The organism is Gallaecimonas mangrovi (assembly GCF_003367375.1).
Taxonomy (GTDB): domain Bacteria; phylum Pseudomonadota; class Gammaproteobacteria; order Enterobacterales; family Gallaecimonadaceae; genus Gallaecimonas; species Gallaecimonas mangrovi.
Map to the genome: position 1 here is coordinate 2629009 of NZ_CP031416.1, position 13851 is coordinate 2642859.

General features: G+C 53.2%; 16 protein-coding genes and 1 tRNA gene. 6 read left to right on the top strand and 11 right to left on the bottom strand.

Annotated features, from left to right (window positions below):
* Nucleotide 1 precedes the first annotated feature (1 nt).
* The 11 genes from flgK to DW350_RS12650 all read right to left on the bottom strand — a co-directional run bounded on the left by flgK (nt 2) and on the right by DW350_RS12650 (nt 10497).
* A complete protein-coding gene (gene flgK, locus DW350_RS12600) occupies nt 2–1990 on the bottom strand; it encodes a flagellar hook-associated protein FlgK (RefSeq protein WP_115719238.1) in 1989 nt (662 codons plus the stop codon).
* Entirely contained in the window at nt 1990–2985 is a 996-nt protein-coding gene (gene flgJ, locus DW350_RS12605) for a flagellar assembly peptidoglycan hydrolase FlgJ (protein ID WP_115719240.1), read from the bottom strand. Before flgJ ends, flgK begins: the two co-directional genes overlap by 1 nt.
* Nucleotides 2982–4064: a flagellar basal body P-ring protein FlgI gene (locus DW350_RS12610; protein ID WP_115719242.1), complete on the bottom strand. Its 1083-nt coding sequence runs from the start codon at nt 4062–4064 to the stop codon at nt 2982–2984. The genes flgJ and DW350_RS12610 overlap by 4 nt, the downstream gene beginning before the upstream one ends.
* Nucleotides 4065–4103: 39 nt before the next feature.
* On the bottom strand, nt 4104–4892 hold the full coding sequence (gene flgG / locus DW350_RS12615) for a flagellar basal-body rod protein FlgG (protein ID WP_115719244.1): 789 nt from the start codon (nt 4890–4892) through the stop codon (nt 4104–4106).
* Between the two features lie 10 nt (nt 4893–4902).
* Complete coding sequence (gene flgF, locus DW350_RS12620) at nt 4903–5649, bottom strand: flagellar basal-body rod protein FlgF (RefSeq protein WP_115719245.1); 747 nt, start codon at nt 5647–5649, stop codon at nt 4903–4905.
* A 110-nt stretch (nt 5650–5759) separates the two neighbouring features.
* Nucleotides 5760–7067 carry a flagellar hook protein FlgE gene (gene flgE, locus DW350_RS12625; RefSeq protein ID WP_115719247.1) on the bottom strand — a complete coding sequence of 436 codons (1308 nt, stop codon included), beginning with the start codon at nt 7065–7067 and terminating at the stop codon, nt 5760–5762.
* Between the two features lie 17 nt (nt 7068–7084).
* On the bottom strand, nt 7085–7834 hold the full coding sequence (gene flgD, locus DW350_RS12630) for a flagellar hook assembly protein FlgD (RefSeq protein WP_115719249.1): 750 nt from the start codon (nt 7832–7834) through the stop codon (nt 7085–7087).
* 11 nt (nt 7835–7845) lie between these two features.
* Entirely contained in the window at nt 7846–8262 is a 417-nt protein-coding gene (gene flgC / locus DW350_RS12635; protein ID WP_115719250.1) for a flagellar basal body rod protein FlgC, read from the bottom strand.
* Between the two features lie 2 nt (nt 8263–8264).
* A complete protein-coding gene (gene flgB / locus DW350_RS12640; protein ID WP_115719252.1) occupies nt 8265–8666 on the bottom strand; it encodes a flagellar basal body rod protein FlgB in 402 nt (133 codons plus the stop codon).
* Nucleotides 8667–8729: 63 nt separating this feature from the next.
* Complete coding sequence (locus tag DW350_RS12645) at nt 8730–9566, bottom strand: CheR family methyltransferase (RefSeq protein ID WP_115719253.1); 837 nt, start codon at nt 9564–9566, stop codon at nt 8730–8732.
* A gap of 1 nt (nt 9567) precedes the next feature.
* Nucleotides 9568–10497, bottom strand: coding sequence for a chemotaxis protein CheV (locus DW350_RS12650; protein ID WP_115719255.1), 930 nt, complete (start codon nt 10495–10497; stop codon nt 9568–9570).
* A gap of 83 nt (nt 10498–10580) precedes the next feature.
* On the opposite strand from DW350_RS12650, the gene flgA reads away from it, so the two are divergent.
* The 6 genes from flgA (at nt 10581) to luxS (ending at nt 13839) form a co-directional block, all read left to right on the top strand.
* On the top strand, nt 10581–11312 hold the full coding sequence (gene flgA, locus DW350_RS12655; RefSeq protein WP_192954673.1) for a flagellar basal body P-ring formation chaperone FlgA: 732 nt from the start codon (nt 10581–10583) through the stop codon (nt 11310–11312).
* 102 nt (nt 11313–11414) lie between these two features.
* Nucleotides 11415–11741 carry a flagellar biosynthesis anti-sigma factor FlgM gene (gene flgM / locus DW350_RS12660; RefSeq protein WP_115719259.1) on the top strand — a complete coding sequence of 109 codons (327 nt, stop codon included), beginning with the start codon at nt 11415–11417 and terminating at the stop codon, nt 11739–11741.
* 10 nt (nt 11742–11751) lie between these two features.
* Nucleotides 11752–12195 carry a flagella synthesis protein FlgN gene (locus tag DW350_RS12665; RefSeq protein ID WP_192954674.1) on the top strand — a complete coding sequence of 148 codons (444 nt, stop codon included), beginning with the start codon at nt 11752–11754 and terminating at the stop codon, nt 12193–12195.
* Nucleotides 12196–12378: 183 nt separating this feature from the next.
* Nucleotides 12379–12454: transfer RNA gene (locus tag DW350_RS12670), tRNA-Arg, on the top strand.
* A 312-nt stretch (nt 12455–12766) separates the two neighbouring features.
* Nucleotides 12767–13249, top strand: a complete 483-nt coding sequence (locus DW350_RS12675; RefSeq protein WP_115720638.1) for an FKBP-type peptidyl-prolyl cis-trans isomerase — start codon at nt 12767–12769, stop codon at nt 13247–13249.
* Nucleotides 13250–13326: 77 nt separating this feature from the next.
* Nucleotides 13327–13839, top strand: coding sequence for an S-ribosylhomocysteine lyase (gene luxS / locus DW350_RS12680; protein WP_115719263.1), 513 nt, complete (start codon nt 13327–13329; stop codon nt 13837–13839).
* Nucleotides 13840–13851 lie beyond the last annotated feature (12 nt).

Below are 13851 nucleotides of genomic sequence, written 5' to 3' on the forward strand. Positions count from 1 at the left end.
CTTAAGCTCCTAATGCTTGCAGCAGATTGTCGAAGACATTCTGTGCGGTAGAGAGGATCCGGGCTGTCGCGGCATAGGCCTGCTGGAATTGCACCAGGTTTGCCGCCTCTTCATCGAGGTTGACCCCGGATACTGCTTGCAGGCGGCCCAAGCTTTCGTCGCGAAGGGCTTTGGTGGCTTCCTGGGTAGAGCGCATGGTGCCGGTTTTGTCGCCCACCTGGCTGACCATACCCGCGAAGGCGCTGGTGATATTTTCATGGGTTGCGTCTTCACCTGACTGGTTAAGGCGCACCACATCAGCGGTTTGCAGCTTGGCTAGCTTCAAGCCGTTACTGTTATCGGAGCGCGCCACCATTACCCCGTTACTGTCGAGGTTCGGGCTAATGGTGAATTCGTCACCAGCAGAAGGGGTACCGGCCATTTGAATGCTAAAGCCGTAGTCAGCCGGCGGCGCTGGAATAACGGTGGCCGGATCATAGTTAGTGACACCGCCAAGGGTATTGCCGTCTTGGTCGTAAAGCTGATACTGGCTGCTGTTTACAAAGACAATTTTGCCCGGTGCCGTGCCTTGCAGCAGCGGTGGCGGCGTGGCGTTAAAACCAGACGTCGCCGGATCGGTGTTGGTAACGTTAACGTCGGTAACGCTGACGCTGCCGAGGTTGTTTGCACCTTTATCAACGCGCACCGGCGAAGCCAAAGCCAGGGCCTCGGGGTTTTTCATGCTCAGCGAGATTTGCGATACCGCATCGCGGGTCGGCTTTAAGATAAAGGTGTCACCGGCAGCGAACGAGCCGTCTGGCACCAAACTGATATCCAAACCATCAACGTTGACGCCAGCAGGCACAGTGCCGCTCGCCACGGTAGCCGTTACTTTGTTGTCTTCCCCTAAAGCCTGCACTTCGTAATCGGTCGCAGAGGTAAAGACGATGCGGTAATCCTGGTCGGTCAGCTTGGTACCGTCGGTGACCGTCGCACTCACTTCGTGGAGCTGCGACGAGTTTTTGGCGCGGCCGTAGGCGTTAATGGTGGGCAGCGTAAAAATGTCGCCACCGATCTTACCGTCAAGGTCCAGGCCTTTGGCATTTTGTTTGTTAAAGGCATCGGTCATCGACAGCGCTAACTGGCCCAGTTGCCGCTGCGCAGGCTCCAATACTTCTTCACGAAAAGCGCCCAAACCACCAAGCTTGCCACCCACATTTTTGGCTTCAATGTTGTAGGGAAGACTACCCAGGGTAATGGATAGCTCGCGGCGCCCCTGCTCAGGGTCACCTTTAACGGTGGTAATGGTGGCACGGCTATCAGGCAACACCAGGGCCTGGCCATTGGCCATAGTGAGGTTGACCGCATCGCCAGTGGCAGGGGTAACCTGCAAATCCATCATCTCGGAAAGCTGCTTGATGTAGTCGTCGAGCTGGTCCATCAAGGTGGCGCGTTCGGAACCGTTTTGGTTGGCACCAACCGCCGCCAGCTTTTGGTTCAGGTTGTAGATGTTGCCGACCAGGGTGTTGGCCTTTTGCGACTCAGAATCGAGCTGCTTGTTGACTTCATCTTGTTGGGTACGCAGCTGCTCGGCTTGGCGCTGAAAAGAAGCCAAGGTATTTTGAAATTGCGACAGCGCCAGTTGCCGGTTCGAAATGGAACTGGCCTCGTTATTCATGGTGTTGACGCTGGAAAACAGGCTATCGATGTTCTTACCGATACCGGTGCTGGCATCACCCAGCAATTTATCGGTTTGGTCGGCCTGCTTAAGGTATGACTCGGCAAACCCCAGGTTAGTGGTGTCTTTACGAAGCTGTGACTGAGCAAATTGATCCAACAGGCGGTGAACAGTGACTTTGTCCACGCCGCCTAATGGTTCGGCAGTAAATTCCACACGCTGACGGGAATACCCCTCAGTGTTGACGTTTGAAATGTTATTGCCGGCGGTGGTCAGGGCGACTTGGTTAGCGTAGATCCCCGACACCCCGATCCGCATCATATCACTGGACATTACGGCGTACCCTCAGTCAAAGCGGGGTGCTTAAGCACCTGCAGGATCTTCTTGGCGTATTGCGGGTCTGTTGCATAACCCGCGCCCTGAAGTTCCTGCAGGAACCGTGCCGGTTCTTTAGTCCACTTAAGAGCGTCTTGGTAACGTGGTGATTCTTTAAGGAATTTAACGTAGTCGCTAAAACTCTGCGCCGGGCTATCGTAGGCGCGGAACTGCGCCACTTCCCGCTTAGGTGTGCCACCGTCATATTCCAGGGTATTGGCCGTGACCTTGTCACCCTGCCATTGGCTGCCTGCCTTGATGTTAAAGAGGTTCAGGCTGCTTTGGCCGTCTTTACCCTTAAGGATTTTTTGCCCCCAACCGGTTTCCAGGGCCGCCTGCGCCACCAGTACCATGGGGCTAACACCCAAAGCGGATGCGGCTTGCCGCGCATAGGGCAACAGGCTGCCGACAAAGCTTTGCGGGCTATCAAAATTGAGCTTGGGTTTGGCCGGCTGCGGCGCTTGCTCGGCTTGGGCATCGGCTTCGGGTGCTTGCGGTTTGGCAGCGATATGTTCAACCGGTAAATCTTCACGGCGCGGCGGTTTAAGGGGGTGCTGTTGCAACTCTGGCAACTGCTGTACCGGTGTGACGGCCCCTTTAAAGTGCCGGTCTACACCGATGGCCGAGGCAGGCATGACGGTTTTACCATCGGGCTGCAATTGCTGGGCAATGATTTTGGCCAGACCCAAGCCGCCGCTTGAGGACATATCCAAGGCCAGCTGCTGGTCCTGCATGTCTTGGTAATATTTCATGGTGGACGAATCGAACGGGCTGTCCTTGGCAAAAACGGCGTTAGCCTCGCGCATGCTTTTTAAAAGCTGGCGCACAAACAGCGATTCAAACTGTTTGGCGGTTTCCATCAGCGCTTTTTTGTCATGCTTCTGAGCGCCTTGGCGCAGCTTATCCAGCCCCGCCAAGTCGTAGAAAACTTGTCCCCCGCTCAAGTCGCTCATATGACGATAAGCTCCCCAGATAAAGCGCCGGCTTGTTTCAGCGCTTCAAGGATGGCCATCACGTCAGATGGCGCGGCGCCCACTTGGTTAACCGCCCGCACTAAATCTTGCAAGGTAACGCCCGGATTGAAATAGAACATCCGCGCCTGCTTTTCATTCACTTGAATGTTGGAATTGGGCGTCACAGCAGTTTGGCCCTGGCCCAAGGCATTGGGCTGGGAAACCTGGGTGTTTTCGGCAATGGTGATGGTCAGGCCGCCATGGGTAATGGCTGCCGGTTTTAAGCGCACATCGGCGCCGACCACAATGGTGCCGGTGCGGGAATTTACAATGATTTTGGCCGCGCCATTGGCCGGTTGAAATTCTAAATTCTCAAGGGTCGATAAGAAGCTTACTCGCTGGTCCGCCGAGCGCGGCGCCCGAACCTGCACAGAGGTGGCATCCAAGGCTCGGGCGACACCCGGGCCAAGCAGGTTATTGATGGTGTCTTCCATCCGCTTGGCGGTCGTAAAGTCAGACTGGCGCAAGTTAAAGGTAATGAAGTCGCCATTATCAAAGGGCGATTTAACCGCCTTTTCAACAATGGCGCCGTCGGGAATGCGGCCTGCGGTAGGGGTGTTACCGACAATTTTAGAACCGTCCAAACCATCGGCGCTAAAGCCCGACACCATCAAGTTACCTTGAGCCAGGGCGTAAACTTGGCCGTCCACACCTTTAAGAAAGGTTTGCAGCAAGGTACCGCCACGCAGACTTTTGGCAGAGCCAACGGATGACACCGTAATGTCAATTTGTTGGCCGGGCTTGGCAAACGGCGGCAAGGTTGCGCTCACCGCCACCGCCGCTACGTTTTTGATATTCAAGCGGCCGCCGGCCGGTACCTGAATACCAAAATTACGCAACATCGACTGGAATGATTGCTGGGTAAAAGTGCTCTGTTCACCAGTGCCGGGCAAGCCAACAACCAAGCCATAACCGGTGAGTTGGTTATTACGCACCCCGGCCACGTCTGCCACGTCTTTAATACGTTCGGCATGTACCGTAAAGGACAGCAGCAGAGCTAAAAACCAAAAGCGTTTCATCAGCTTTTCCTCAAGTGACCGGTAAGCGTTAAAGCCCGCTTACAACTGTTGGTTCACATACCCCATCATTTGGTCCACCGCCGAAATGACCTTGGAGTTCATTTCATAAACGCGCTGGGTTTCGATGAGGTTGACCAATTCTTCGGTCACGTTAACGTTGGAGGTTTCAAGCGCCCCCTGCTGCACTGTGCCCATGCCATCAAGGCCGGCGACACCTTGTTGCGGTGCACCGGAAGCCCCGGTTTCTTGAAACAAGTTTTCACCGATAGGCTCGAGCCCTTGCGGGTTCACAAAAGAAGTAACGTTAAGCTGCCCAACGTTTTGCTCAGCCGCCTGGCCTGGGATTTTTACCGAAACCTGGCCATCGGAGCTGACCGAAATAGACTGGGCGTTTTGGGGAATTTGGATAGCCGGCTGCACTTCATAACCGGAGCCGGAAGTGACTAACTGGCCTTGGTCGTTCAATGCAAACTGACCGTTGCGGGTATAAGAGATGGTGCCATCGGGCATCAGCACCTCAAAAAAGCCCTGGCCCTGGATCATCATGTCCAAGCTGTTGTCGGTGGTCAGGCGGTTACCTTGGGTAAAGCTTTTTTGGGTCGCAGCCACCTTCACACCGGTACCCAGCATTAAGCCGGAGGGCATTTCGGTGTTTTGCGAAGACTGGGCGCCAGGCTGATGCACCTTTTGGTACAACAAGTCTTCAAAGACAGCGCGGCCTTTTTTAAAGCCGACGGTTGATGCGTTAGCCAAGTTGTTTGAAATAACCGAAATATCGGTTTGCTGTGCATCAAGGCCGGTTTTCGATATCCACAATGCTGAATTCATGGGTAACTCCTTAGCTCAAACGCATCAAGTTGGTCTGGGACGAGTCCATGTCCTCAGCGGTTTTCATCATCTTCATTTGCAACTCAAACTGACGTTGCAGCTCAATCATTGCTGTCATCTCTTCAACCGGGTTGACGTTGGAACCTTCCAGCGCCCCCTGCATTACAGTGACATTGGCGTCGGCTGGCGCCGGGTTGCCATTTTTTTGACGGAACAGGCCATCTTCACCTTTGGTGAGGTCGCGGATATTGGGGTTGACCAACTTCAGCCGGCCAACTTCTTCCATCGCTTCCCCTGGCGCGCCTTGCGGCAGCACGCTCACGGTGCCGTCTTTGCCTATTTCCAATTTGGCGTAAGGCAAGGGAATGGTGATAGGCGCGTTGCCATCACCCATCACCATCTGGCCCTTGGCGGTTTCCAGTACGCCGGTTTCTGACAACTTAAAATTCCCGGCACGGGTATAAGCTTCAGAGCCGTCAGTGCTTTGCACCGCCAACCAACCGTCACCTTGAACGGCCACATCCAGAGCGCGGCCGGTGGTTTGCAAAGGACCGGCGTCAAAACGCTGACCCGGTCTTTCGCTCATGGCGAAAACCCGAGAAGGCATACCTTCCCCAAAGGCCTGCATAGCGCGGGCTTGGGCGAAATCAGCCTTAAAACCAGTGGTTTTGGCATTGGCCAGGTTGTTAGCACGAGCAGTCAGGGAGTGCATATCCTGGTTTGCCCCGCTCATGGCCAGATAAAGCAGATGGTCCATCTGTCGGTCCTCTGTCACCAAAGTGTCTATGGATTAACCTGATGCAATTGGAATGCCAAAACAGAAAAGCCCGCCAAAATGGCGGGCTTGGAGTGGCTGGCAAATAGCCTTTATCGGATCTGCAGGATGTTCTGTTGCAAGGTATTAGATACCTCGATGGCCCGGCTGTTGGCCTGGAAGTTACGCTGGGCGGTAATAAGGTCGACCAATTCTTTGGTCAAATCCACGTTGGACGATTCCAAGGCACCGGAACGAATATTACCGAAGGTGCCGGTACCGGCCTCACCCGCCAGCGGCTCTCCTGAAGAGGTGCTGGCCTTCCAATCGGTGTTACCGGCTTGGCTCAGGCCCTGTTCGTTGGCAAAGCGTACCAGCGCCACCCGGCCCAAAGGCTCGGTGGTACCGTTAGAGTAAGAAGCGCGCACCAAGCCATCGGTACCTACCTCAACCCCCGTCAGTCGGCCGACAGTCAAACCATCTTGAGAGATGGAATTGACGGTGAAGGAGTCTGCGTACTGAGTTTGGTTAGAGTAATTGAGGGTAATGGTTTGGGTACCGTCGGCGCCGTTGTCCAATACCGAACTCAACGGATCGGTGGTCAAGGTGGCCGGAACGGTGGCCGGATCAGAAGGCTGACCGCTGGAGTCAAAGTTCATCACATAGCCGTTATAGCTAGTGCCGGTGTCAGGGTCGGTATAAGACGGGCCGGAGCTGCCCGCAATGTTAACCGGTTTGCCATCAACAAAGGCAAAAGCGTTCCAGGTATTAGTGGAGCCTGTCGGCTTCACATAATAGGTGGTCATGGTGTGTGACTGACCCAAGGAGTCATACACCGTTACCGAGGTAGCATTGTTGTAAGTGCTGGAATCGGTGGGGTCAAAATTGGCCACATCGTGGGTGGTATCCCCGGCTGGCAAGTTAAGGTTGATATCCACCTTAGAGGTTGCCAAAGGCGTACCGACCGAATCCGGTACCTGTAACGATTGCGCGGTAGAAAGGGCGGCCGAGGCAGAGGTGCCATCGGGGTTAACCGGGAAGACTTTTAGGTAGTTCCCTTGGTTGTCCACCACGTAGTTGTCTTTATTAAGCTTAAAGTTACCGGCGCGGGTATAAAGCAGGTCGCTGGAATTAATGCCGCTGCCTACCGCGAAGAAACCATTGCCGTTTACCGCCATATCAAAGGTGTTGTTGGTGAACTTCAGCGCGCCCTGTTGGAACTGCTGAGCCACGGTCGCGGTGGTAGCACCGTCACCCACTTTGGTTTTGGGGTTGGAGTAAATGGAGTTGGCATAGACGTCGGCGAACTCAGCACGCGACTGTTTAAAGCCGTCGGTGTTGGCGTTCGAGATGTTGTTACTAGTGACGTCCAGGTCTTTTTGAGCTGCGTTCAGACCACTCAATGAGATATTGAAAGACATAACGTTATCCTCTCAAATCAGGATTTAGCCACTTCCAGCACGTCACTTAACTTGACGCCGCCGAGGCCTTTAAGGTTTAACAGGACGCCACCGGAGGATGCCGATCCTAAGGTGACAGATTCAACATTGGCGTAAGAAGCCACATTCAGGTCAGTGCGTTTATCATCCACCATCCCTGAGGCTTTAATGGTGTAGCTACCCTCTGGTGCCGCTTGGCCCGAGTTAGTGGTGCCATCCCATTCAATTTTGTTGTTGCCAGAAGACAGGTCGCCCATGTTGATGGTTTTAATCAGCTGACCACTCTTGTCTTCAATACGAACCACCACGTTTTTAGCCGCGTCTTTAGAGGTCACCATGCCGGTCATGGTGCCACCTTGGTTAAGGTGGCCGGTGGCAGTTGGGATCAATACCTTCTGCCCCACCAGCGTTGATGCCTGTAGCGCTTGGTTCGACGTCATGACCTTATTCAGGCTGCCGAACTGGTCGTTCATGTTGTGGATACCGTCAACAGTGGCAAAAGAAGCCATCTGCGAAATCATCTGGTCGTTATCCACCGGTTTGAACGGGTCTTGGTATGCCAACTGTTTGGTCAGCAATGACAAGAAATCTTCTTGGCTCAGCCCTTTCTTACCAGCGGCCGCTGCCGCAGCACTGGTGTCAGTGGCAGCGGTGGTGGCATTGGCTTTTGCCTTGTTCTTCGGATCCTCGGCATCCCAGCGGGAGTTAGCCAGGGGATCAAGACTGTTATTGGAGATCACGTTGCTCATGAGTTACTCCCTTAAGATTGTCCAAGTTGCAGCGTACGCATCAGCATTTGCTTAGCGGTGTCAGCAACCTGAACATCGGTCTGATAGCTGCGGGACGCCGAAATCATGTTGGTCATCTCTTCAACGACATTGACGTTGGGCTTGTAAATAAAGCCGTCCTTGTCCGCCATGGGATGATCGGGGTTGTATTCCTTAACCAAGGGCTTTTTCGACTCCACGATACCGAGCACCTTAACCCCCACGCCTTGCTGGTCAGACTGTGCGTCTTGCAGCGCTGCCGCGAATACCGGCTGGCGCGAGCGGTAGGTTTTGTCGACGGAACTGGAAACCGAGTCGGCGTTCGCCAGGTTTGAGGCCGTGGTATTAAGGCGCACGGACTGGGCACTCATGGCGCTGCCGGCGATGTCAAAAATCCGGTAAAGACTCATGATCACTCTCCCTTAATCGCGGACAACAGTCCTTTGATTTTGCCGCCAAGGAATTGCACTGAAGTTTGATACTGCAGCGCGTTTTGCATAAAGAGGCTTCGTTCTACCTGGGCATCCACGGTGTTACCGTCGCCGGTATCGGGCTGTTCCGGGTTGCGGTAAAGCACTGCCGGGTCCAGGCCAAGACTTGCCGCAATGTGGTTGCTGTTGGTGCGTTCCAACGACATACCTTGCTGCTGGCCAGACATGGCATTCGCCAAGGCGGCCTTAAAGTCGATATCTTTGGCCTTGTAACCAGGGGTGTCCGCATTGGCAAGGTTACCTGACAGCAGTTCAGCACGCTCAGAGCGCACTTCCATCGCTGCCGGGTGTATACCAAATGCTTTTTCGAAGCTGATTGCCATGAACTTGCCTCCGTTAAGTACCGATAACAGAGGCAAGATGCGTGCCAATAAAAAGAAAGGTCGTTAGATGTTGTCTTTGCGGCGGTAAATAATGCCGGGGTTACAGCGCACCATTTCAAATTCGGTGGCCGCGGTTGGCATTGACTCTGAGGCACCTAAGAACAGGTAGCCACCAGGATTGAGGGTTTTGGCAATACCAGACAGTATTTTCAATTTATTCTCTTGCGAGAAATAAATAAGCACGTTGCGGCAAAACACTAGGTCAAATTTGCCCAGCAGCGCGTAACTGGTCAGCAAGTTGAAGTGACGAAAGGTCACCAATCTTTTGACGTTAGCTTTGACTTTCCAGGTGCCTTCGGGCGTTTCGTCAAAATACAGACGCTTACGCTCCTCACTCATGCCCCGGCCCAGCGCCAGGTTGTCATACTCACCAATTTGGCACTGGCTAAGCATGGCCTGGGAGATATCGGTGGCAAGAATTTGCACCCCACCCGGCAAGGTGCCTGGCCGCTTAACCTGATGTTCCAAAGACTTGATGGCAATTGAATATGGTTCTTGCCCTGAGGAGCAGGCAGCCGACCAGATTTTAATCGTCTTGCCGCCCTTCCCCAGTTCGGGGAAGAGCTGATTTGACAGTAATTCAAACGGATAGCCGTCTCGAAACCAGAGGGTTTCGTTGGTAGTCATGGCGTCGATAACTGCTGCTTGCAGCTCGCGGTCACGACCGGTCACCACATTTTGAATAATGTGGCCCAAGGACTCTTGTTTGTAACGACTCAAAAGCGGCGTCAACCGGCTTTTAACCAGATACTGCTTATTGTCTCCCAGCACGATACCGCATTGAGTTTCGAGATATCGGCGAAAGGTTCCGTAATCCTGCTCGCTTAGCGCTTTATCCACTCTAACCCGCCTCTATCATCAGGCATTCTTTAACTGCACTCGCCAATTCATCGGGATTAAACTTGGCGATAAATTTATTGGCCCCGACCTTTTGCACCATAGCCTGATTGAATACCCCTGACAAAGAGGTATGCAGAATGACCTGCAAATCCTTCAGCTTGGGATCGGAGCGGATCTCTGCTGTCAGTGTATAGCCGTCCATCTCCGGCATTTCCACATCAGATATCAACAAACAGACTTGTTCTGTAATGGATTTTTCACATTTTGCAGCCATGTCTTTAAGGAAGTCCAGCCCTTCTCGGCCATCTTTAACCAGCTGCAAGGGGATCCCCAACGGCTCCAAGGAGCGTTTGATCTGTGCCCGGGCCACGGTGGAGTCATCAGCAATCAGCAGCACCCGCGTTTTTTGCAGCGCTTCGCTACCGTCATAAGTGTCAGGGCTGGCAATCACATTGGTGGGGCTGATCTCATCCAAAATCTTCTCAACGTCCAACAGCTCGACCATATCGCCATCCACTTCGGTGACGGCGGTCAAATAGCTGGCACGCCCGGCCCCTTTCGGTGGCGGCTGAATATCTTCCCAGTTGCAGTTGACGATGCGGTCAACCGAGTGCACCAAAAAGCCCTGAATAGACCGGTTGTACTCGGTAATAATCACAAAGCAGTTAGACACATCTTCGGTTTGGCGGCCACCCATGGCTTGTCGCAAATCAATCACCGACAAGGTTTGCCCGCGAATGTGGGCAACGCCACGAATACTGCCTTTGCGTTTAGGTAACGCCGTTAAAGGTGGGCACTGCAGTACTTCCCTAACTTTAAAAACGTTAATACCGAAACGCTGCTTTGACCCCAAACGGAACATCAGCAATTCCAGCCGGTTTTGCCCGACCATCTGCGTTCTTTGGTTTACCGTATCGAGAATGCCCGCCATGTGTTACCTCTTATCGTCATTGTGCAGATAGGCACAATCCTTGCCTGACATGTTATCACAGCCTGATGTGACTGATTATTGACGTGAAATTGATTAAACCCAAGAAACACGCTCGCTTTCATGCCCTTATCGGCGTTGCTGGCGCTTTCTTTACCCTGCTGACACTGACCTTAGCACCGGCTAAGGCAGACACTCAGTATATGCCTCTTGACCAGCTCAAAAGCATAGCTGAAGCGGCAGTACATAGCGCCGTTAAAGCACCACAAGGGGCCAAAATTACCATTGCCGCAAGCAATCCTGATGATCGCTTGCGGCTACCTTATTGCCCAGAGGTGCAATCAAGCCTGCCAGGCAATCAGAATATTGATAACAACGTCACCGTTAAGCTCAGTTGCACCGAACCGCGCTGGCAGTTTTATCTCACCGTCAGCACAACCATAGCGGTTCCCATGCTAGTTGCCAGTCGCGCGTTGCCAGCAGGAATTACCTTAGCGGGAAGTGATTTAAGTGAAGACTGGCAGCCACAAAATCGCTTAAGTGGCCGCATCTTCACAGACAAAAGCGTCATTGTTGGCGCCAAGCTGAAGCGGGGCTTGCAGGCGGGCAGCGCTATAACAGCCGATAACCTCTGTCTGGTATGCCGCGGCGACAAAGTCACCCTGCACGCAGGCTCCGGGGGCCTGAGTATTACCGCCGCTGGCACCGCGCTTTCTGACGGCACCATCGGCGACACCATCAGGGTACGTAATCAAGGTTCAGGTAGGGTTGTTGACGCTAAAGTAGAGTCTCAAGGCGAGGTCACGGTCACATATTGACAAGATCGTGTTAAAGTGAATCAGCTTATTGCCGATAAGGATTCGATGGCCCTGTAAATCAAGCGCAGAGGTCGTCAAGAATTTGACAGTTGCGAGGATATCATGGCAATCAACAAGGTTAATAGCGGCCAGACGGCCGACATTCAGTCGACAAGGCTCAATCAAACTGAAAGCCAGTCTAAAGCCCAGCAGAGCCAACAGGCAACTACGCCCCAGGCAACGGCCAAGTTGGCACAAGATGCGGTGTCCATTACACCACAAGCGGCAGGCTTAGATAAGATGCAACGTACGATGAGTTCAGAAGCGCCTTTTGATAAAGACAAAGTCGAAAGCCTGAAAAAAGCCATCTCCAATGGTCAATACAAGGTTGACCACAACAAGTTGGCAGACAAATTGCTTGATTTCGAGGACAACCTCTTCGGAAATTAAGGCTAACGCCATGACCCATGCAACTGGTCAAGCGCATCCCGAGGAGACTCTGGATGCGCTTTTGCTTTTTCAGGACAAGCAGATAAAGGCCATGCTTATCTTATTGGCCGAGGAAAGGGACTTTTTGAAAAGCCGTGATCACAACAGCCTGGCCCGAGTCTCAGACGACAAGTCAGAACTGGCGATGCGCTTGCAAGCCATTGATGAACGTATTGCCGTTCATCCGGCGCTTCGTGACCCTGACTTTAAGCCGCAGCTCAAGGCCCTAAAAGAACTGGCAATGAAATGCAGCCAAGCCAATGCCATTAACGGCCAAATCATTACCGCACTGCAGCAACGGCAAAACGCCCAAAGTGAACTACTGCTGCGCGCCCTTGGCCGCTCTAACCGCACTTACAACAGTAAAGGCCAAGCCAGTTCCCGCACCCGCCTGTTGGGGGATATTCAGGCCTAACAATGCCCGCTTTGGCGGGCTTTTTTTATCAAAGGCCGGTCGGTAATGGCAGCCGCTATTGATGCTGTGTTAACGCAGGTCAGTGATTTCATTGCAGAAAGCCAGTATTGACTAGGAAAGCAGCAGACAGCCGCGGATGGCTTTTCATCGCTGAACATCTGGGTATAATCGACTGGCTTTTGGGTCTCTATAGCTCAACAGGATAGAGCAGTCGCCTCCTAAGCGACCGATCCAGGTTCGAGTCCTGGTGGAGACGCCATCTACAACAAGCCTCGCTAACGCGGGGCTTTTTGTTAATGGCCTCATCCTACGGACTGCCAGGCCTTCGCATAGCTACGGCCGCTTCACTTGACCAAGCAGCGCTTGGTTAGAACGCGTTTCGCCCTGGTGGAGACGCCATCTACAATAAGCCTCGCTAACGCGGGGCTTTTTGTTAGTGGGTGCTGTTACCAAGTGCCTGCCACCGCAGCGCCATTACCATAAAAAGCGCACCTGCTTCTTCACTCGCCTCTACCTCTTACCTTTCGCCTTAGCTATGATTGCAGCCCTAAAAACAAAGGTGGCAAGCGCAATGCAAATCAGTGACGACAAGGTAGTGCAATTTCACTATCAGTTAAAAGACGACAACGGCAACGAACTGGAAAACAGCCAAGGCCAGGAGCCACTGGCTTACCTGCATGGCCACAGCAACATGCTGCCAAGCCTTGAAAAGGCCCTGGAAGGCAAAGCCGAAGGCGAACATCTCACTATTACCCTTGCCCCCGAGGATGCCTACGGCGAACGCCGTGAAGGCCTGACCCAGCGCGTGCCAATAAAGCACCTGCAAGGGGCAAAGAAATGGGCACCGGGCATGATGGCGGTAGTGAATACCGACCAAGGGCAACGGCAAGTAATGGTGGTAAAAGCTGGCCGTTTTATGGCTGACGTTGATATGAACCATCCGCTGGCCGGCAAGACCTTAACCTTTGATATTGATATTTTGAGTATTCGCGATGCCAGTGATGATGAAATCGCCCACGGCCACGCTCACGGTGTTGGCGGTCATCACCACTAACAATCAGGGCAAGCTGTCGCCATGTTCCAAGGATCTGCTAACATGGCCTCAAGCTCCCTCAATGAAGGAATAGCACCATGCCATTACTCGACAGCTTTACCGTCGACCACACTCGCATGAAAGCTCCCGCAGTGCGGGTTGCCAAAACCATGAAAACGCCGGGTGGCGACACGATCACCGTTTTTGATTTGCGTTTTTGCGTGCCTAATCAGGAAATTTTGTCTGAAAAAGGTATCCACACACTGGAGCACCTTTTTGCCGGCTTTATGCGCCAGCACCTCAATGGTGGCGGTGTCGAGATCATCGACATTTCTCCCATGGGCTGTCGTACCGGCTTTTATATGAGCCTTATCGGTAACCCCAGCGAACAGCAGGTTGCTGATGCCTGGCTGGCAGCGATGAAGGATGTAGAGCAGGTAAAAGATCAGTCTGATATTCCAGAGCTTAATCTCTACCAGTGCGGCACTGCCGCCATGCATTCGTTAGAGGAAGCCCAAGCTATTGCTAAAAACGTGCAAAGCCGCGGCGTAACCGTGAACCTCAATAACGAATTGGCGCTGGATGAAGCTTTCTTAAAAGCGCACTCTTAAGCACTGTAGTAC

Excerpts from the sequence above, each read along its gene's own strand:
- flgG (WP_115719244.1), bottom strand. The coding sequence starts at position 4,892 with ATGAATTCAGCATTGTGGATATCGAAAACCGGCCTTGATGCACAGCAA.
- flgE (WP_115719247.1), bottom strand. The coding sequence starts at position 7,067 with ATGTCTTTCAATATCTCATTGAGTGGTCTGAACGCAGCTCAAAAAGAC.
- flgB (WP_115719252.1), bottom strand. The coding sequence starts at position 8,666 with ATGGCAATCAGCTTCGAAAAAGCATTTGGTATACACCCGGCAGCGATG.
- flgM (WP_115719259.1), top strand. The coding sequence starts at position 11,415 with ATGGCAATCAACAAGGTTAATAGCGGCCAGACGGCCGACATTCAGTCG.
- luxS (WP_115719263.1), top strand. The coding sequence starts at position 13,327 with ATGCCATTACTCGACAGCTTTACCGTCGACCACACTCGCATGAAAGCT.
- flgK (WP_115719238.1), bottom strand. The coding sequence starts at position 1,990 with ATGTCCAGTGATATGATGCGGATCGGGGTGTCGGGGATCTACGCTAAC.
- flgJ (WP_115719240.1), bottom strand. The coding sequence starts at position 2,985 with ATGAGCGACTTGAGCGGGGGACAAGTTTTCTACGACTTGGCGGGGCTG.
- DW350_RS12675 (WP_115720638.1), top strand. The coding sequence starts at position 12,767 with ATGCAAATCAGTGACGACAAGGTAGTGCAATTTCACTATCAGTTAAAA.
- flgD (WP_115719249.1), bottom strand. The coding sequence starts at position 7,834 with ATGAGCAACGTGATCTCCAATAACAGTCTTGATCCCCTGGCTAACTCC.
- DW350_RS12610 (WP_115719242.1), bottom strand. The coding sequence starts at position 4,064 with ATGAAACGCTTTTGGTTTTTAGCTCTGCTGCTGTCCTTTACGGTACAT.
- flgF (WP_115719245.1), bottom strand. The coding sequence starts at position 5,649 with ATGGACCATCTGCTTTATCTGGCCATGAGCGGGGCAAACCAGGATATG.
- DW350_RS12665 (WP_192954674.1), top strand. The coding sequence starts at position 11,752 with ATGACCCATGCAACTGGTCAAGCGCATCCCGAGGAGACTCTGGATGCG.
- DW350_RS12650 (WP_115719255.1), bottom strand. The coding sequence starts at position 10,497 with ATGGCGGGCATTCTCGATACGGTAAACCAAAGAACGCAGATGGTCGGG.
- flgC (WP_115719250.1), bottom strand. The coding sequence starts at position 8,262 with ATGAGTCTTTACCGGATTTTTGACATCGCCGGCAGCGCCATGAGTGCC.